The 18,559-nt window shown below is 68.9% G+C and carries 12 protein-coding genes and 1 pseudogene; 4 read left to right on the forward strand and 9 right to left on the reverse strand.

Features of this window, described 5'->3' with window-relative positions:
* Positions 1–11: 11 nt before the first annotated feature.
* Positions 12–920: an NAD(P)/FAD-dependent oxidoreductase gene (locus NJD74_RS13770; RefSeq protein WP_313209457.1), complete on the reverse strand. Its 909-nt coding sequence runs from the start codon at positions 918–920 to the stop codon at positions 12–14.
* A complete protein-coding gene (locus tag NJD74_RS13775; protein WP_319624365.1) occupies positions 910–1,362 on the reverse strand; it encodes an Rrf2 family transcriptional regulator in 453 nt (150 codons plus the stop codon). Before NJD74_RS13775 ends, NJD74_RS13770 begins: the two co-directional genes overlap by 11 nt.
* Before the next feature lie 181 nt (positions 1,363–1,543).
* Between NJD74_RS13775 and NJD74_RS13780 the strand changes: the two genes are divergently transcribed.
* Positions 1,544–3,676, forward strand: coding sequence for a methyl-accepting chemotaxis protein (locus NJD74_RS13780; RefSeq protein WP_319624366.1), 2,133 nt, complete (start codon positions 1,544–1,546; stop codon positions 3,674–3,676).
* A gap of 75 nt (positions 3,677–3,751) precedes the next feature.
* Here NJD74_RS13780 and NJD74_RS13785 read toward each other — a convergent pair whose 3' ends face one another.
* Entirely contained in the window at positions 3,752–4,654 is a 903-nt protein-coding gene (locus NJD74_RS13785) for a LysR family transcriptional regulator (RefSeq protein ID WP_019185472.1), read from the reverse strand.
* 127 nt (positions 4,655–4,781) lie between these two features.
* On the opposite strand from NJD74_RS13785, the pseudogene NJD74_RS13790 reads away from it, so the two are divergent.
* Both NJD74_RS13790 and dkgB read left to right on the forward strand, forming a co-directional pair.
* Positions 4,782–5,995, forward strand: a pseudogene (locus NJD74_RS13790) (MFS transporter).
* 164 nt (positions 5,996–6,159) lie between these two features.
* Positions 6,160–6,963, forward strand: coding sequence for a 2,5-didehydrogluconate reductase DkgB (gene dkgB, locus NJD74_RS13795; protein WP_070469978.1), 804 nt, complete (start codon positions 6,160–6,162; stop codon positions 6,961–6,963).
* A gap of 127 nt (positions 6,964–7,090) precedes the next feature.
* Here the strand turns inward: dkgB and NJD74_RS13800 are convergent, their stop codons facing one another.
* Genes NJD74_RS13800 through mgtE form a run of 3 tightly spaced genes read right to left on the reverse strand, consistent with a single transcriptional unit; the run spans position 7,091 to position 11,986 of the window.
* Entirely contained in the window at positions 7,091–7,786 is a 696-nt protein-coding gene (locus NJD74_RS13800; RefSeq protein ID WP_070469979.1) for an alpha/beta hydrolase, read from the reverse strand.
* 47 nt (positions 7,787–7,833) lie between these two features.
* Positions 7,834–10,563 carry a bifunctional acetate--CoA ligase family protein/GNAT family N-acetyltransferase gene (locus NJD74_RS13805; protein WP_319624367.1) on the reverse strand — a complete coding sequence of 910 codons (2,730 nt, stop codon included), beginning with the start codon at positions 10,561–10,563 and terminating at the stop codon, positions 7,834–7,836.
* 52 nt (positions 10,564–10,615) lie between these two features.
* Complete coding sequence (gene mgtE / locus NJD74_RS13810; RefSeq protein WP_019185477.1) at positions 10,616–11,986, reverse strand: magnesium transporter; 1,371 nt, start codon at positions 11,984–11,986, stop codon at positions 10,616–10,618.
* 345 nt (positions 11,987–12,331) lie between these two features.
* Here mgtE and NJD74_RS13815 point away from each other — a divergent pair, with 345 nt between their 5' ends.
* Positions 12,332–14,137: a monovalent cation:proton antiporter-2 (CPA2) family protein gene (locus NJD74_RS13815; RefSeq protein ID WP_319624368.1), complete on the forward strand. Its 1,806-nt coding sequence runs from the start codon at positions 12,332–12,334 to the stop codon at positions 14,135–14,137.
* Positions 14,138–14,211: 74 nt separating this feature from the next.
* On the opposite strand, the gene NJD74_RS13820 is transcribed toward NJD74_RS13815, so the two are convergent.
* From NJD74_RS13820 to NJD74_RS13830, 3 genes are all read right to left on the reverse strand, one after another.
* Complete coding sequence (locus tag NJD74_RS13820; protein WP_319624369.1) at positions 14,212–17,547, reverse strand: ankyrin repeat domain-containing protein; 3,336 nt, start codon at positions 17,545–17,547, stop codon at positions 14,212–14,214.
* Positions 17,540–17,806: a YcgL domain-containing protein gene (locus tag NJD74_RS13825; RefSeq protein ID WP_102788687.1), complete on the reverse strand. Its 267-nt coding sequence runs from the start codon at positions 17,804–17,806 to the stop codon at positions 17,540–17,542. Before NJD74_RS13825 ends, NJD74_RS13820 begins: the two co-directional genes overlap by 8 nt.
* A 261-nt stretch (positions 17,807–18,067) precedes the next feature.
* On the reverse strand, positions 18,068–18,505 hold the full coding sequence (locus NJD74_RS13830; RefSeq protein WP_319624370.1) for an excinuclease ATPase subunit: 438 nt from the start codon (positions 18,503–18,505) through the stop codon (positions 18,068–18,070).
* Positions 18,506–18,559: the final 54 nt, after the last annotated feature.

Genomic DNA, 18,559 nt, shown 5'->3' on the forward strand with positions numbered 1-18,559 from the left:
GCGCCCTCGCCTTATCGGCTGGCCCGGCTGTCTTCGGCGACCAGCGCGTGGTGCAGGCTGACGCCGGCGCGCACGCCTTCGGCACTGGCCAGGCTGATGTTGCCGACCAGCGTTGCATCGCCTGCGGCGTAGATGCCGGGCACGCTGGTCTGCTTGCCCGGGTCGACCTGGACCAGCACGCCGATCGGGCTGTTCTCCAGCACGCAGCCCAGCTGTTCCACCAGGGGTGTCGCCATGTGCTGGCGCGCGGTGACGAACAGCGCGCGCAGTTCAACCCGGCGGCCATCGGCGAGCACGGCAGCGCTCAGCGCCGGTGCCTCGCCTTCGAGACCGATCACGGCCTCGTGCTCGATGCTGACCCCGCGGTGCTGCAGGGCAGCGCGTTCTTCCGGTGCCAGTGTCATGCCGTGCGCGAACAGGGTGACGTTGCCCCAGTCCGCGAGCAACGCGGCCATCGTCGCGGATTTCTCATGCCCGCCCAGCAGGCCGATCGCGCCGCCGCCGATTTCATAGCCATGGCAGTACGGGCAGTGCACCACGCTGTGGCCCCAGCGCTCGGCCAGGCCGGGCAGTTCGGGCAGTTCATCGGCGATGCCGGTGGCCAGCAGCAGCTTGCGCGTGGCCCAGGTGTCACCGTTCGCGGTGCCGACCACGAAACCATCCACGGTCGGCTCGGCCGTGCTGACCGTATCGTTGACCCAGCGCACCGTCGGGTAGTCCAACAGCTGCGCCTTGGCGTTGCGCAGCAGCTCGGCACCGGCGATGCCATCCTGGCCCAGCACGCCCTGGGAATGGGCGGCGAAGCGGTTGCGGGGCAGGCCGCTGTCGATCACCAGGATCTCGCGGCGCGCACGCGCCAGGATCAGGGCAGCGGACAGGCCGGCGAAGCTGCCGCCGACGACAATCGCATCAAACCTCATGGGGAACTCCTGCAGCATGGTGGGCCAGGTGGCGGGCGAATTCCTCGCCCAGCGTGGCCAGGGTGGTGTCACGCAGGCGGGCCTCGAGCAGCGCCTGGGCCTGGCGGTAACTGTCGTCCAGCGCCTCGTTGACCACGCGCTGCACCGGGCAGCCGCGCCCGGTCTCGCGCGCGCCGGTGTGCAGCAGGGCGGGCGCACCGATGGCGACATACACGTCGTGCAGGGTGATCTGCGCCGGCTCCCGGGCGAGTTGGGCGCCGCCCCCGTGGCCACGCACGGTAGTCACCAGGCCGCCTTTGTTCAGGGCCGACAGCAGACGGCGGATCACCACGGGATGGGTCGGCAGGCAGGTGGCGAGCTGCTCGGAGGTGCGCGGACCGTCCTGGCCGACCAGATAGGCCATCACGTGCAAGGCGTCTGAGAACTGGTTGCTGGATTTCATGTAACTACATTAGTTACATATTATTTGCGTGTCCAGTCCTGTTTCGTTCCATATGCGACCAAAATTAATCTACACGCCATCGTCACAACGTTTAATGGAACGGTAACCGTGATTGGCGTCGCACTTCAGCTTGCTTTAGGCAGACCGATACCGCATTGCCCTTCCCCACTTTTCATTTCCCATGACGTCCTCCGCACCGGCGCGTCCACGCGCCCTGAGTCTTCAATTCAAACTGCTGGGCGCGCTGTCGCTCGGCTTGGTCATCATCGTGCTGGCGGCCCTGGCCGGGCTGGGATCGGCCTGGCGGAACCTGTCGGCCGAGGTGCCGGTCGAGGTCGCCCGCAAAGCGCAGGCCGAGCTGCTGCAGCGCGAGTTCCGGCTGCAGGTGCAGGAGTGGAAGAACGTGTTGATCCGCGGCGCCGATGAAGCGCTGCGCGAGCGCCACCTGGCGGCGTTCGATGCGGAAGGACGCCGCATTGAAGCCCTCGCCGGCACGCTGGCGACCAGCCGCGATGAACAGACACGCACGCTGGCCAACCGGTTCCTGGCCGAGCACCGCGCATTGGAGGCCCGCTACCGCGGCGCGCTGGAGGCGTTCGCGGCCAGTGGCTATGACACCCAGGCCGGCGACGCGCTGGTGCGCGGCGCCGACCGCGCCGTGGGCGCCACGCTGGATGCCTTGGCCGCGCGCGCCAGCGAACGAGCCGAGTACGAGACCGGTGCAACGGCCGAGCGCGCCCGCGCCGCGCTGGTCGCCTCGGCCATGGTCACGGCGCTGGCGGCGCTGGTGCTGCTGGCCGTGCTCACCCTGTGGCTGCGGCGCGCGGTGATCGCCCCGGTGGTCGCGGTCGAAGCCGCAGCCCGCGCGGTGGCACGCGGCGATCTGGAGCATGTGGTGGTGGTGCGCAGCGGCGATGAGATCGGTCGCCTTGGCACCGCGATGCGCGAGGTTACCCAGACCCTGAAGGGCGTGCTGGCCGCGCAGGCGACGATGGCGCAGCGCCACGACGCCGGTGAGATCAGCTACCGCATGGACGCCACGGCATTCCCGGGCGGCTATGGGCAGATGGTCAGCGACACCAACACCCTGGTCGCCAACCACATCCAGGTGAAGCTGCGGGCGATCGAGATCATGGGCCACTACGCGGTCGGTGATCTATCGGTGGACATGGAACGCCTGCCCGGCGAGAAGGCGGTGATCACCCAGGCGCTGGATACCGCCAAGGCCAACCTCGGTGCCATCAATGCCGAGATCAAACGATTGGCGGCGGCAGCGGCCGTGGGCGATTTCAGCCAGCGCGGCGATGAGGCACGCTACCAGCACGACTTCGGCGAGATGGTCGGCGGGCTCAACCGCCTGATGCAGACCACCGAGCAGGATCTGGGCGAAGTGTCGCGCGTGCTGCAGGCGATCGCCGGAGGTGATCTGAGCGCGCGCATGCACGGCGACTTCCACGGGGTGTTCGCGCGCATGCGAGATGACATGGCGCGTACCACCGGTCAGCTGACCACCATCGTTGGCGACATCAAGCACGCCGCGCAGTCGATCCAGACCGCCGCCGGCGAGATCGCCGCGGGCAACAGCGACCTGTCGCGCCGCACCGAACAGCAGGCCGCCAACCTGGAAGAAACCGCCGCCTCGATGGAGGAACTCACCTCCACCGTGCGCCAGAACGCCGAGCATGCGCGCCAGGCCAACCAGCTTTCGATCAACGCCGCCTCGGTCGCTTCGCAAGGCGGTGAGGTGGTCGGCCAGGTGGTCACCACGATGGGGGCGATCCAGGCCTCGTCGCGGCAGATCGCCGAGATCATCACCGTCATCGACGGCATCGCGTTCCAGACGAACATCCTTGCGCTCAACGCTGCGGTGGAAGCGGCGCGCGCCGGCGAGCAGGGCCGCGGCTTTGCGGTGGTCGCCAGCGAAGTGCGCACGCTGGCGCAGCGCTCGGCCAGCGCGGCCAAGGAGATCAAGGGGCTGATCGATCAATCCGTCACCGATGTCGACAGCGGCGCCGCACTGGTGCAGCAGGCCGGGCAGACCATGGGCGAGATCGTCGGCAGTGTGCAGCGCGTCACCGACATCATGGCCGACATCGCAGCCGCCTCGCAGGAACAGTCCGCCGGGATCGAGCAGGTCAACCAGACCGTGGTGCAGATGGACGAGACCACGCAGCAGAACGCAGCGCTGGTGGAAGAAGCTTCGGCGGCGGCGCGCAGCATGGAAGACCAGGCGCTGGCCCTGAACGCGGCGGTGGATGTGTTCGTGCTGGATGCCGGGCGCGGTGCGATGGGCGGATTGGCGCGGGCGGCGTAATGCAGCCGTCGTGCCGGCCGCTGGCCGGCAACCGCACGCAGTGGGCATCGCGGGGGAGCCGGCCAGCGGCCGGCACTACCGGACGTAGGGCGTGCCGACCATGGCCTGCGCCAGGTGATCGAGGAAGGAGCTGATCCGCGCCGAGACCGCCGTGTTGCGGTAGTACACGGCGTGGATCGGCTGGCGGACCTCCACGGTGATATCCGGCAGCACCTGCACCAGGGCGCCGGCCTCGCGGTCGCGGTGGGTCATGAAATCAGACAGGCTGACGATCCCGACCCCTTCCAGCGCCAGCCGGCGCAGCGTTTCGCCGCTGGAGACCGCCACCGCCGGGCGCACGTGCAGCAGCGCGTCGGTCGCCCCGGGCAGCGGCCAGTGATTGAGCGAGTCAGGCTCGTTGAAGCCGAGCAGGGTGTGCCCCGCCAGCGCCGCCACGTCGCGCGGGGTACCGTGCTGCGCCAGATATGCCGGGCTGGCCATCACGCGCAGCCGGCTGTGGGCCAGCGGCCGCGCGTGCAGGGTGGAATCGGCCAGCGGCCCGATCCGGATCGCCACATCGGTGCGCCGCTCCAGCAGATCGATGTAGCGCTCGCTGCTGTTGAGCTCCAGCGCCACCTCGGGATAGCGCGCGCGGTAGCTGGCCACCAGTGGGGCGATCACGTGCAGGACGAACGGCATCGCCGCATCCACGCGCAGGCGCCCGGCCGGTCGCTCACGGCGTGCGGCGATCTGCTCTTCGGCCGCCTCCACCGAGGCCACGATCGCGCGTGCCTGGGCCAGGAAAGCGTCGCCCTCCTCGGTCAGCTGCAGACGACGGGTAGTGCGGGTCAACAACGTGGTACCGAGTTTCTCCTCCAGCCGGCCAAGCGCCCGGCTCACACCGGAGGTGGTCTGGCCCAGCTGTTCGGCGGCAGCGGTGATCGACCCGCTGTCGATCACGGCGATGAAGGCCTGCATTTCATCAAGGGTGGTTTTCATGGCGGTGACACGGCGGGAGACCGCCCATTATTGACCATGAAGCAACAGTGATTGGCGTGAAGGCCGCTTTTTCCGCAAGAGTGCGGCGCGCAGACTGCGCAGCCTCACTCCCCACCGGTATCCGTCCATGTCCCGTGGTATCCCTTTGGCCTTGTTGGCGCTGACGCTGGGTGCGTACGCCATCGGCACGACTGAATTCGTCATCGTCGGCCTGATTCCGACGATCGCCGCCGACCTCGGCGTCACCCTGCCCTCGGCCGGCCTGCTGGTGTCGCTGTACGCACTGGGCGTGGCGGTCGGTGCCCCGGTGCTCACCGCGCTGACCGGCCGGGTGCCGCGCAAGACCCTGCTGGTCGCGCTGATGCTGCTGTTCACGCTCGGCAACGTGATCGCCTGGATGGCGCCGGGCTATGGCTCGCTGATCGTCGCGCGCGTGCTCACCGGCCTGGCGCACGGCGTGTTCTTCTCGATCGGCTCGATCATCGCCACCTCGGTCGTGCCCAAGGAGAAAGCGGCCAGCGCGATCGCGATCATGTTCACCGGCCTCACCGTGGCCCTGGTCACCGGCGTGCCGCTGGGCACCTTCATCGGCCAGCACCTGGGCTGGCGTGCGACCTTCCTGGCGGTGGCCGCGCTGGGCGTGATCGCGCTAGTCGGCAGCCTGCTGTTCGTGCCACGCAACCTGCAGCGCAGCGCGCCGGCGACCTTCGGCCAGCAGCTGTCGGTGCTGGCGCAGCCGCGCCTGCTGCTGGTGTATGCGATCACCGCGCTCGGCTACGGCGGCACCTTCCTGTCGTTCACCTACCTGGCGTCGATCCTGCAGGACGTCACCAGTTTCTCGGCCAATGCGGTCAGCGGCGTGCTGCTGGTCTATGGCGTGTCGGTGGCGATCGGCAACCTGTGGGGCGGCCGCCTGGCCGACCGCCGCGGTCCGATCCCGGCACTGAAGCTGATCTTCGCCCTGCTCGCGGCCGTGCTGTTCGTGCTCACCTTCACCGCCTACAACACCTGGCTGGTGCTGCTGACCGTCCTGGCGCTGGGCGCGGTGGCGTTCGGCAACGTGCCGGGGCTGCAGGTGTACGTGGTCAAGCAGGCACAGCGTTTCGCCCCGCAGGCCGCCGACGTGGCGTCGGGCCTGAACATCGCCGCCTTCAACATCGGCATCGCGCTCGGTGCTTCGCTGGGTGGCCTGGTGGTCGATCACTTCGGCCTGATGCACACCCCGTGGCTGGGCGCGCTGGTGGTGATGGGCGCCTTCGGCCTGACCGCGTTGAGCGGCGCCTGGACCGCCGCGATGGGGTGGCCGACCGTGCCGAAGGCATCGCCGTGAGTGCGCATTGAGGGATTCCGGTCGCGGACCCGTGACCGCAGCCGACCAACGGTCGGCTCTACCTGACAGACGACCAACGATTCGTTCCATGCAACCACAGCCGACCCACGGTCGGCTCTACCGTCGCTTTACGGTGCACGGCGTAGCCTGCACCTCACCCCATGAAGGAGTTTCCATGAGCATTCCCGCATTCGGTCTCGGCACGTTCCGCCTGAAAGGCCAGACCGTCATCGATTCGGTGCGCAACGCGCTGGACGTCGGCTACCGCGCCATCGATACCGCGCAGATCTACGAGAACGAGGCCGAGGTCGGCCAGGCCATCGCCGAATCCGGCGTGGCCCGCGATGAGCTGTTCATCACCACCAAGATCTGGATCGCCAACTTCCACCACGACGCGCTGCTGGACAGCCTGCGCGAGAGCCTGCGCAAGCTGCGCACCGACCATGTCGAGCTGACCCTGATCCACTGGCCGTCGCCGAAGGATGCCGTGCCGATGGCCGAGTATCTGGGTGCATTGGCCGAGGCGAAGTCGCAGGGCCTGACCCGGCAGATCGGCATCTCCAACTTCACCATCGCCCAGACCCGCCAGGCCATCGAGATCCTGGGGGCCGGGGCGATTGCCACCAACCAGATCGAAGTCCACCCGTACCTGCAGAACCGCGCGATGATCGCGTTCCTGAAGGACCAGGGCATCCATGTCACCGCATACATGAGCCTGGCCTACGGCGAAGTACTCAAGGACCCGGTCATCCAGGCCATCGCCGAGCGTCACCAGGCCACCCCGGCCCAGGTCGCGCTGGCGTGGGCGTTGCAGCAGGGCTTTGCGGTGATTCCGTCCTCGACCAAGCGCGACAACCTGGCCGGCAATCTGCTCGCGGCCGACCTGCGTTTGAGCAATGAGGACATGGCGCAGATCGCCACGCTGGATCGCGGGCATCGCCTGGCCAATCCGGAAGCGATCGCGCCAGCCTGGGATTGATCGGCAGGGTCCGAGGGTTGGTCGGGCGTGGGTGGTGCGTGCCGACCAACGGTCGGCACCTACCGGAAGAGCCAGCGCCTGATCAACGACGTGGGCATCATCGGGAAGCGCCGGCCGCTGGCCGGTATCACCGCAACCAGTCCCGCATTGCGGCGCTGACCTCGTCCGGCTTCTCCATCGGGGCCAGATGCCCGCAGTCGGGCAGCACCACCAGGTGCGAGTGCGGCACCAGCGCATGCATCTCCTCGCTGATCGCCAGCGGGGTGATGCGGTCGTTCGCACCACACACGATCAACAGTGGATCGCGGTACCCGGCCAGCACGTCGTGGCCATCCACCCGATCCAGGGCGCTCTGGCGCAGGAACACCTCCGCACCCAGCCGCGCGGTCATGTCGCGTATGCGCTGCACCAGCACATCGTCATCCAGCCGCGAGGCGTCGATGTAGCTGCGCATCAACGCATCGCCGAAGCCGTGGAATTTTCCGGGCAGGCGCACGCTGGCCTGCTGGGTCTGGCGTCGCCTGGCACGCTCGGGCGAGTCGGCATGGATCGAGGTATCGATCAGGGCCAGCCGCAGAACGCGTTCCGGCGCGGTGCGCAGGATCGCCTGCGCCACGAACCCACCCAGCGAGAAACCGGCCAGGGCGAAACGCGCCGGTGCCTGGGCCAGCACGTCATCGACCACCGCCTGCATCGTCTCGCCACGGGTCTGGTCGCCGACGATGCAGTCGGCGATATCGGACAGGTCGGCAATCTGCGCACGCCAGAGTTCAGCGTCATTGAGCAGGCCGGGGAGCAGCAGCAGGGGGAGGCGATCGGTCATGCCGTATTGTCGCTCCGCCAACGTGCACACGTCGTACCGCGATCGGCTCAGTGCGTTGCAGGATCGGGCGCCTGCGGCACCTGCACGTCCTGCACAGGCAGGGTCACCACCATCACCGTGGAATCGTCCGGGTCCAGTCGCGTCTTGAAGCCCAGGCTCTGGCACATCGCCAGCATGGTGCTGTTTTCGCGCAGCACCTGGCCTTCAATGATGTTCAGGCCGAGCCACTGGGCGTACTCGATCATGATCGCCATCAGCCGCCAGCCGATGCCGTGGCCCTTGAGGTCGGAGCGGATCAGGATGCCGTACTCGCCGCGGTCGTAGTCCGCATCGGCGTGCAGCCGCACCGCGCCGAGCATGTCGCCGCTGCGCGGGTCGATCGCCACCAGCGCGATGGAGCGCGCGTAGTCGAGCTGGGTCAGGCGTGCGATGAACTCGTGGCTGAAATGCTTCACCGACTGGAAGAAGCGCAGGCGCAGGTCGTCGTCGGTCACGCGGGCGAAGAACGCGCGGAACAGCGCGTCGTCCTCGGGGCGGACCGGACGTACGAACGCCGGCGCGCCGTCGGACAGGGTAATGGTGCGCTCCCACTCCTTCGGGTACGGAAATACCGCGAAGCGCGGATGGCCGCGGCCCTTGTGCAGTTTGCGCGAGGGTTCGATCGCCACGCGCGCATCGAGTGCGATCACGCCGTCGCGGTCAGCCAGCAGCGGATTGATGTCGAGCGTGCGGATCTCGGGAATGTCGGCGGCAAGCTGGGCAAGCTTGACCAGGATCAGCGCGACTGCACGTTCGTCGGCGGCCGGGACATCGCGGTACGCCTTGAGGATGCGTGAGACCCGCGTGCGGCCGATCAGTTCATGCGACAGGCGCAAGTCCAGCGGCGGCAGGGCGATCGCCTTGTCGTCGATCACTTCGACCGCGGTGCCGCCGCGACCGAACACGATCACCGGGCCGAACGTCGGGTCATCGGCGATGCCGGCAATCAGCTCGCGCGCCTTGGGCCGCACGATGGTCGGCTGCACCAGCACGCCATCGATGCGCGCATCGGGTCGCTTCTCGTGCGCGCGCGCGATGATCGAGGTGGCCGCCGCATGCACCGACTGCAGGGTGCTGAGGTTCAAGCGCACCCCGTCCACATCGGACTTGTGCGGAATGTCGGCCGAGAACACCTTGATCGCGACCGTGGCGCCCTGCTCCAGCAGCGGCTGGGCCAGGTCCATCGCCTCGTGCGCATCCCGTGCCTGCATCACCGGTGCGGACGGAATGCCATAGGCGCTCAGCAGCTGGTGGGTAGCGATCGGGTCCAACCACTGTTGGCCGGCGGCGAGCGCCGCCTCCACCAGCGCGCGGGCGCCGGCGGTATCGACCACGAAATCCTCGGGCAGGCTGGGCGGAGTTTCCATCAACGCGGCCTGCGCGTCACGGTAGCGCACCAGGTGCTGGAAGCCGCGCACGGCCTCGGCTTCGGTCGGGTAGGTCGGCACACGTGCGGCATTGAGCGTGGCGGTGGCGCGGTCGTCGTTGCCCAGCCACACCGCGAACACCGGCTTGTCGCGGTGATGGCGCGGGCGCAGGCCCAGCGTACGGGTCAGCGCCTGCGCGGCATCGGCCGAGGAGGTGAACGCGGTCGGCACGTTGACCACCAGTACCGCGTCGTTCTCGGTATCGGACATCAGCGCTTCGATCGCCGCAGCGTAGCGGTCGCCGTCGGCATCGACCACGATGTCGACCGGATTGCTGCGCGACCAGCCCTGCGGCAGCACCGCATCGAGCTGGGCGACGGTGGCCGGCGACAGCTCGGCCAGGCTGCCGCGCAGGGCCAGCAGCTGATCCACCGCCAGCCGCCCTACCCCGCCGCCGTTGCTCAGGATCGCCAGCCGTCGCCCGGGAAAGGTGCCGAGCCGGCCCAGCGTTTCGGCCGCGGTGAACAGTTCGTCCAGCGCGCTGACGCGCAGCAGGCCGGCGCGGTTGAACGCCGCGCCATACACCGCATCGGCACTGGCCAGCGCCTGTACGTGGGTATCGGCATCGGGATTGATGCGGATATGACGGCCGGACTTGACCACCACCACCGGCTTGGCACGCGCCGCGGCGCGCGCGGCCGACATGAACTTGCGCGCGTCACGGATGTGCTCGACGTAGAGCAGGATCGCGCGGGTGCGGTAATCGGTGGCGAAGTAGTCGAGCAGATCGCCGAAGTCGACATCGAGGGTGTCACCCAGCGAGACCACGGCGGAAAAACCGACCGAGCGTGCCACGCCCCACTCCACCAGGGCCGCGGCGATCGCGCTGGATTCGGAGATCAGGGCCAGATCGCCGGCCTGCGGGAAATGCGCGGCGATGCTGGCGTTCAAGCGCGCGTGCGGGGCGATCACGCCCAGGCAGTGCGGGCCGAGTATGCGCAGGCCCTTGGGCCGTGCCGCCGCTTCCACCTGTGCGGCCAGCGAGCTCGGGCCCTCGCCCAGGTTGGCAGTGAGGATAATCGCCGCGCTGACGCCGCGCTCGGCGGCGGTGGCCACCACCTGCGGCACGATGCTGGCCGGGGCGGTGATCACCACCAGCTCGGGCACCCAATCCAGGTCCTTGAGCCGCTTCACGGTGCGGATGCCGTCGATCTCGCTGTACCGCGGATTGATCCAGGCCACCTTGCCGGGGAAGCCGGTGCCGCGCAGGTTGCGCATCACCGCCCGGCCGGCGGAGCGTTCACGCGGGCTGCCGCCGATCACGGCGACCGACTGCGGGCGGAAGACGGCTTGCAGGTGGTAGGTGCTCATGCGACCAGACAGTAACAGGGACGGGGGTGGTTATTAACCACCCCCGTCCCTGTTAAAGCAGGGTGCCGCGCAGGATCATCGCGGCGATGCTGAAGTAGATGACCAGGCCGGTGACGTCCACCAGCGTGGCCACGAACGGGGCCGAGGCGCTGGCCGGGTCGAAGCCCAGCCGCTTGAGGATGAAGGGCAGCATCGAGCCGGACAGCGAGCCGAAGGTGACGATGCCGACCAGGGCCGCGCCGATGGTCAGTGCCAGCAGCTGCCAGTGATCGCCGTAGTCGTGCAGGCCCAGCAGCTGCCAGGAGACGATGCGGATGATCGCCAGCACGCCCAGGATCGCGCCCAGGGTGATGCCGGTCGGCACCTCGCGCAGCGCCACCTTCCACCAGTCGCGCAGGCGCAGCTCGCGCAGGGCCAGGCTGCGGATCAGCAGCGAGGTCGCCTGCGAGCCGGAGTTGCCGCCCGAGCTCATGATCAGCGGGATGAACAGCGTCAGCACCACCGCGCGCGCCAGCTCGTCTTCGTAGTGCTGCATCGCGCTGGCGGTCAGCATCTCACCCAGGAACAGCACGCTCAGCCAGCCGGCACGCTTGCGCAGCATCTCGAAGAAGCCGATCTGCATGTACGGTTTTTCCAGTGCTTCCATGCCGCCGAACTTGTGCACGTCCTCGGTGGATTCTTCGATCAGGGCATCGAGGATGTCGTCCACCGTGACGATGCCCAGCACATGGTGCTGCGCATCCACCACCGGGATCGCGAGCAGGTCGTGGCGGCGGATCAGCTGCGCGACTTCTTCCTGGTCCAGCTGCACATCCACCGTCACCGGCGGATTGACCTGGGCGACGTCGAGGATGGGCTCCTCGGGCAGCCCGGTGATCAACCGGCGCATGGTGACGACCTGCACCAGCGCACGGGTATGCGGGTCCAGCACGTAGATCGCGTAGACGGTCTCGCGGGTGCGCTCCACCTCGCGGATGTGCTGCAGGGTGCGGCCCACCGTCCAGTCCGAGGGCACGCTGACGAACTCGGTGGTCATCAGGGCGCCGGCGGTGTGGGCCGGGTAGCTGAGCAGCTGCTGGATCGCCTTGCGGGCCTCGGGGCTGAGCAGCGGGATCAGACGCGCGCGCTCGTCCTCGTCCAGCTCGTGGACGATATCGGTGGCGCGGTCATCGGCCATCAGGCCGAGCAGGGCGGCGGCGCGGGCGACCGGCATGGCCGCCACCAGATCGCCACCGCGGTTGAGCTCGGGCTGCTCGAGCATCTTCACCGCGCGCGGCAACGGCAGCGCGGCCAGCGTATCGGCGGCGCGCGACAGGCTCAGCGTGTTGAGGAATTCCACCGCATCGGCGGTGTTGAAATTATCGAGGGGTGCGCTCAAGGAGGCGGCATCGGCCACCGGGCGCAGCAGGTCTTTCTGGTTCATCGTATTCGCCTGTGGGTATCGCATTGCGCGACGCCAACGCTGGCGAACCGACCCGTGTCAGGCGGTCGCCATCGCTGGCGTCGAGCAAGGTCGACTTCTACTGTCGCTGGACATGGGTTGGGGACTCCGGATGGGTTTACTGCCGACGGCGGACGCCAGCAGCGGCGGGCAGTCTGGACCCGGGTGTGACGCAGGTCAACCCTTGGGGAGCGCGCCGTTCGGGTAACAGTGGCCTTCGGCCGGCATCGCGGCCGCATAATGGCGCGTGGCCCCGGCCACGGGCCCCGGCTGCCCCGGGGAGGCTTTCCACCCGCACGGCACACGATCCCATGAGCAGGTTCCCCCATGCATAGCGGCGCGCTCGAGCTGGCCCTGGTGCTGCTGCTGGCCGCGGTGATCGCCGTGCCGGTGTTCAAGAAGCTCGGCCTGGGCGCGGTGCTCGGCTACCTCGCCGCCGGCGTGGTGCTCGGCCCCGATGGGCTGGGCTTCGTGCAGGACGCCGACCGCATCCTCAGCGCCGCCGAGATCGGCGTGGTGATGCTGCTGTTCGTGATCGGGCTGGAGTTGTCCCCCGCCCGCCTGAAGGTGATGCGCCGCTCGGTGTTCGGGGCCGGCGCGCTGCAGGTGGCGCTCAGCGCCCTCGTGCTCGGCAGCCTGCTGATGCTCGATCATTTCCAGTGGAAGAGTGCGTTGATCGTCGGCATCGCGCTGGCGCTGTCCTCCACGGCGGTCGGCCTGCAGCTGCTGTCCGAGCACAAGGCGATCAACAGCGATTACGGGCGGCTCGGGTTTGCGATCCTGCTGTTCCAGGACCTGATCGCGATCCCGTTGCTGGCCGCGATTCCGCTGCTGGGCGGCGCGCGCAACGACACCCTGCAGTGGAATGACGTGGCGATCGCCCTCGGCGCGCTGGCCGTGGTGATCCTGTGCGGGCGGCCGGTGCTGCGCCGGCTGTTCAACATCATCGCGCGTACACGCAGCCCCGAAGTATTCACCGCCACTGCGCTGCTGGTGGTGCTGGGCACCGCGTGGTTCATGCAGGAGGCCGGCCTGAGCCCCAGCCTCGGCGCGTTCCTGGCCGGCGTGCTGTTGTCCGATTCGGAATTCCGGCACGAACTGGAATCGCAGATCGAGCCGTTCAAGGGCCTGCTGCTCGGCCTGTTCTTCATCGCGGTGGGCATGGGCATCGACCTGGACCGCATCATCGCCGAGCCGATGATGATCGCCGCCGGCGTGGCGATCCTGCTGGTGGTGAAGTTCGGCCTGCTGTTCGGGATCGGCAAGCTGGCCAAGCTGCGTACCCGCCATGCGGTACTGCTGGGCAGCGTGCTGTGGCTGGGCGGCGAGTTCGCCTTCGTGGTGTTCAACGAGGCGCAGCGCGCGCATCTGCTGGGCAGCGCCAACCATGATCGGCTGGTGGCGATCGTGGGTCTGTCGATGGCGATCACACCGCTGCTGATGATCGTCCTGATCCGCCTGCTGGGTCGCGACGAGGGACCCAAGGCCCCCGTCCAGCCTGCTGACAAGGTCGACATCAACGATGTACAGCCGCAAGTGATGATCGCCGGCATGGGCCGCTTCGGCCAGGTGGTGGCGCGCCTGCTGACCGCGCAGAAGATTCCCTTCGTGGCGCTGGAGTCGAACCCGGACACGGTCTCGGACCTGCGCCGGTTCGGCAACAAACTCTATTACGGCGACCCGACCCGACCGGAGATGCTGCGCGCCGCAGGTGGCGAACACATCCGCGTGTACGTGGTCACGCTGGATGATCCGGACGCCAACATGCGGGCCACGCGGCTGATCCGGCGCATGTATCCGGATGCGGTGGTGCTGGTGCGCGCACGCAACCGCCAGCATGCGTGGCGGCTGATGGACATGTCCGCCGAGCCGTTCCGCGAGGTGTTCGGCACCAGCCTGGAACTGAGCGAACGGATGCTGATCGCGCTGGGCATGTCGGTGGAGACCGCACGCAGCCATGTGCAGCGCTTCCGCGAGCACGACGAAAAACTCCTGCGCGATCAGTACCTGGTCTACGACGACGAAGCGGCGGTGATCCAGACCTCGCGCGATGCGCGTGCGGACCTGATGCATCTGTTCGAGGCGGATGCGGAGAGTGATGGGAAGGGCGCGGACGACCGTCCGCAGCATTGATGAACCTGCGGATGCACCGTCGCGTGCATCATTGATCCGCTGCCGGCCAGCGGCCGGCACTACCCGCCGCGGAGTCAGCCGTTATCGCGCAGGAACCGGGCCATCGAGGAGACGCCCGGCACCAGCGGTTCGAATTCGCCAGCGACGTCGATGAAGCCGCGCATCACCGCGATCTCGCGCGGGCTGCGGTTGAGCGCGTCGCGTACATCCGGATCGGCACCGGCACGCAGCAGGCGCTGCACCAGCAGCGGCAGGCCGTGCAGCGCCGCCAGATGCAGTGGACCGAAGCCGCGCGGATCACGCACGTCCAGCGAGACCTCTTCGTCCAGCAGACGCTCCACCGCAGCGAGCACGATCTGCTCGTCGCAGGCGGTGCCCGGCTCGGCGCGTGCGCCGAGCAGCAGCAGCAACGGCGTGACCGAGCCGGCGGCGGCCTGGTCCGGTTCGGCACCGGCCAGCAGCAGGGTGTCGAGCAGGGCGAGCAGACGCGCACGGTCCCGCGCGCTGAAGCCGTACAGCGCCGCGCAGTGCAGCGGACCCAGTTGCTGGGCATCGCCGGCGTGCACGTTGGCACCGGCGGTGAGCAGGCGCGAGACGATGTCCGGCAGGCCCAGCGCGGAGGCCAGCATCAGCACGGTGACGCCGCCCGGCAGGCGGTATTCGAGTTCGGCACCGGCATCGAGCAGCGCCGAGACGATGTCCACCTGGCGCATGCTGACTGCCGCCGAAAGCGGCGTGGCGCCACTGGCGGCGGCATGCTGCGGGTTGGCACCGCGGGTCAGCAGCAGATCCACCACGGCCAGGTGACCGCCACCAGCGGCGCGCAGCAGCGCGGTGCAGCCCTGGGCGTCGACGGCATCGACCCCGAACCCCAGGTCGACCAGGCGACGCACGGCATCGGCATCGCCGGCCATCGCAGCGGCCGGCAGGTCACCGTCGCGCAACGCGCGGCGCGGCAACGGCCACACCCGCCAGTCCAGCCAGTCGGCGAGGTCGCGGCGGCCGATCGACAATGCCACGCCCAGCGGGGTCTGGCCGTCGGCGGCGCGGGCTTCGGGTGAGGCGCCCTGTTGCACCAGCAGTTTGATCGAGCCTTCGCGCGCGAGCGCCGTGGCCAGATGCAGGGCGGTCATGCCATGGCTGTCGCGCGCTTCGCGGTCCACGCCTTGAGTGAGCAGCGCCTGCTGCAGCCGCAGCCAGCCCAGCCGCACGGCCAGCGACAGCGGCGGATCGCCGGCCGGCGATGGCGCGAACGGATCCGCGCCGCGTTCCAGCAGTTCAAGGGCAAGCTGTTCCAGCCCGCGTGAGGCGTGGTCGTGCTGGGCGCAGGCGCTCAGCAGACGCGCCAGGCCACCGCGACCGGCCGGGGACACGCCACGGCGCAGCAGCACCTGCAGGGCCGGCACCGCGTCGATGCCCCGCGCCAGCAGCGCGAACATCGGGGTATCACCGCAGGCATCGAGCACTTCCGGGGCCGCGCCATGCGCGAGCAGCCAGTCCAGCGCCTGCGGGTCCAGGGCCAGTTCGGCATCGTGCAGCAGCGCACCGAGTTCTTCGGGCGCGCACAGGCGGGCCAGGGCCGCCATGCCCTCGACGTTGCCGAAGCTCAGTGCTTCGCGCAGCAGTTCCAGTGGCGGGCGGTCCGGCAGCGACGCAGGAGCCGCATCGCTGTCACCGGACATCACCAGCCCATCGCTGACCGCCGAGGGCAGCGGATAGGACGGATCCAGCAGCGACACGATGGCCCAGCGCCCGGCACCGGCGGCGATGTCCACCGCGCGTCGGCCCTGCGGATCGGCCACGTCGGCGGCGATGCCGAGGTCGCGCAGGCGGCGCACCAGCAGCGGCGAGACGTTGTCGGCCATGCAGGCCAGCAGCACCGCGTTGCGGCCTTCGCCATCCACCGCGTTAAGGTCGGGATGGTGCGGCAGCAGGTGTTCGACCACGCCGGCCCGGCCACCGCGCGCGGCCTCCAGCCACGGCGTGCGCGCCAGTGCATCGCGTGCTTCCAGGTTGGCGCCGGCGGCCAGCAGCACGTCGATGATGTCGACATGGCCGGCCAGCGCGGCTTCGTGCAGTGCACTGCGGCGCTGGCGGTCGCGCGCATCGGCGCGGGCCTTGTGCTTGAGCAGCAGCTGCACACCGGCCGGGTCGTCTTCTTCAGTGCCGGCCGCGGCCAGCAGCACGGGCGTGCCCTCGGCCGGCTCGGTCTTGGCCCCGCGTTCGAGCAGGAACTTGGCCAGCCGCCAGTTGCCGACCTGGCAGGCCACGGCCAGCGGCGACCAGCCGTCGTCATTGAGCGCGTCCACTTCGGCGGCGGCATCGCGCAGCAGCGCGGCGACACCGGGATCGGAACTGCGCGCCGCGTGATGCAGCGGCGTGTTGCCCTCGCTGTCCACCGCGCGCGGGTCGGCGCCATTGGCGAGCAGGGTCATCACCGCCTCGGGGCGACCGTGCCAACTGTCGCGGGTAGCAGCCAGCAGCGGGGTCATGCCACGGTGCGGGGCATTGACGCCCACGCCGCGCGCGATCAGTTCGCGCAGCAGGCGCAGGTCGGGCAGCACCGCGGCCAGCACGGCCAGGCTGCGCTGGTCGCGCCAGGCTGGATCGGGCAGCCCGTGCGGGTCGGCGCCGGCCTGCAGCAACTGCAGGGCACGGTCGACCCGGCCGCTGCGCGCCGCGTCATACAGCGCCGGCTGCTGTTCGTGCAGGCTGATCGATTCCAGCGGTTTGGGCTCGGCGTACGCGTCGGCGAACAGATCATCGCGGTCACCGCGGGTCTCGGCCGGTACCGGTGCGCTCAGGGTCGATGCGGGGGCAATCGCCTGCAGCAGCACGTGCGCCAGCGGGGACAGCAGTACCACTGCAGCGGCGATCGGCCAGTGCAGCGCCGCCGAAACCAGGCCCGGCCACGCCGGCAGCACCACCAGCGCGCACACCAGCACCACCAGCGCAGCAACGGCCAGCCCGCGCCAGGCGGTCAGGTCGCGTCCGGCCAGGGTCTGCCAGTGACGGGCCAGGCTGCCTTCGCTGCGTTCCACGTCATTCCACAGCGGCCAGGTCCGCCAGACCCCGAGCAGCGCGGCGCTGACTGCCACGCTCACGCCGAGCACGGCGGCCAGGCTGCCGCTGTCGTGCAGGGCACTCAGCGGCCAGGCCACCAGCAGGGTCAGCAGCAGCGGGCCCAGCCCCCACAGCGCCAGCAGCGCAGGCGCATCCTGACGGACCACCTGCGGCAGCGGCTGCAGCGAGCGGGTGCGGCGCCACCACGAGACCGCCAGCGCGAACGCCGGCTGGGCCAATGCGGCGCACACGGCACCGGGCACGCCGCCGATGGCCGCAGCCAGGGCCAGCAGCGCACCGAGGGCGGCAGCAGATGCGACGGCGCGGGGGCGTTGGGATTCAATCATTGCGTCGCGGGAACCTGACCGGCGCCAACGGAGGCGGCGGCAACTGCAGATGGAATCCACGCTTGGTCAGGTTCTGGCGCACTTGTGCGGCATCGACCTGGGCGAGGCGACGGTCGGGAGTCAGGGCCACTTCGAGAACGAACTGGAACGGCGCCAGCGAGGCCTTTACCGCGTCAGGGATGACCGAGAAGTCATCACGAACGGCGAGATAGACGAAGCTGTCCTGCTTGCGTTGGCTTTTATAGACGTAGGCTTGCATGCCGCAGGGCGTTGCCCAGGGTAGTGAATGACAATGATTGTGGAGGAAAGCCGGCACAGGTGAAAGCCACGTGCACTGTCTACCGTCGGTTTTCCGTCACGCGACAGCATCAGGTTCATCAATGTCGTGATGTCGTTCAGCTGGGCGCCGCTGCAGTCTGCCGATGCCGCTGTGATGAATGCGTCGCTGCGGCGATGCCGCCGGTACCTGCGTTGGCCGCTGCATGGACCACCGCCCCGGCAGGGACGGTGGCCCGGGGGCTCACTTCACCTTGGCGTAGGTGCCCTTCAGCGCCACTCCGGCCAGGATCGCGCCCGCGTAGCATTCGTAGTTGGCGGTGCTCTTGAACTCGTTCTTCTTGTAGTAGCTGACGAGGTCGACCACGGCATTGGCACCGCGCGACTTTGCCCCATCCTGCAGCGCGCGCAGCGCCGACAGCGCCACCCAGCGGCAGGCTTCGGCATCGCTCTTGTTGGCGGCGTTGGTCTTCTTGTTGGTCACGTCCTCGCCCAGGCGTTCCACTACGCTGACCTTTTCACCGGCCAGATAGAACTTCACGCTGCCGTCGATGCCCACGTTGCGGGCTTCAGCGGAATTGACCAGCTCATGCAGCGACTGCTCGACACGGGTTTCGCGGGCCTGGGCGGTACTGGCCAGGGCGAGCAGCGCGGTGGCGGCGATCAGGGCAAAACGACGCATTCAACTTTCTCCTTGTTGGGGGGATGCGAGGGGTCTACGGAACGGCCGGCCCGC

It is taken from the genome of Stenotrophomonas sp. RG-453 (assembly GCF_033843685.1).
Taxonomy (GTDB): domain Bacteria; phylum Pseudomonadota; class Gammaproteobacteria; order Xanthomonadales; family Xanthomonadaceae; genus Stenotrophomonas; species Stenotrophomonas bentonitica_A.

Coding starts and splice junctions, on each gene's coding strand:
- NJD74_RS13770 (WP_313209457.1), bottom strand. CDS start 920: ATGAGGTTTGATGCGATTGTCGTCGGCGGCAGCTTCGCCGGCCTGTCC.
- NJD74_RS13775 (WP_319624365.1), bottom strand. CDS start 1,362: ATGAAATCCAGCAACCAGTTCTCAGACGCCTTGCACGTGATGGCCTAT.
- NJD74_RS13780 (WP_319624366.1), top strand. CDS start 1,544: ATGACGTCCTCCGCACCGGCGCGTCCACGCGCCCTGAGTCTTCAATTC.
- NJD74_RS13785 (WP_019185472.1), bottom strand. CDS start 4,654: ATGAAAACCACCCTTGATGAAATGCAGGCCTTCATCGCCGTGATCGAC.
- dkgB (WP_070469978.1), top strand. CDS start 6,160: ATGAGCATTCCCGCATTCGGTCTCGGCACGTTCCGCCTGAAAGGCCAG.
- NJD74_RS13800 (WP_070469979.1), bottom strand. CDS start 7,786: ATGACCGATCGCCTCCCCCTGCTGCTGCTCCCCGGCCTGCTCAATGAC.
- NJD74_RS13805 (WP_319624367.1), bottom strand. CDS start 10,563: ATGAGCACCTACCACCTGCAAGCCGTCTTCCGCCCGCAGTCGGTCGCC.
- mgtE (WP_019185477.1), bottom strand. CDS start 11,986: ATGAACCAGAAAGACCTGCTGCGCCCGGTGGCCGATGCCGCCTCCTTG.
- NJD74_RS13815 (WP_319624368.1), top strand. CDS start 12,332: ATGCATAGCGGCGCGCTCGAGCTGGCCCTGGTGCTGCTGCTGGCCGCG.
- NJD74_RS13820 (WP_319624369.1), bottom strand. CDS start 17,547: ATGATTGAATCCCAACGCCCCCGCGCCGTCGCATCTGCTGCCGCCCTC.
- NJD74_RS13825 (WP_102788687.1), bottom strand. CDS start 17,806: ATGCAAGCCTACGTCTATAAAAGCCAACGCAAGCAGGACAGCTTCGTC.
- NJD74_RS13830 (WP_319624370.1), bottom strand. CDS start 18,505: ATGCGTCGTTTTGCCCTGATCGCCGCCACCGCGCTGCTCGCCCTGGCC.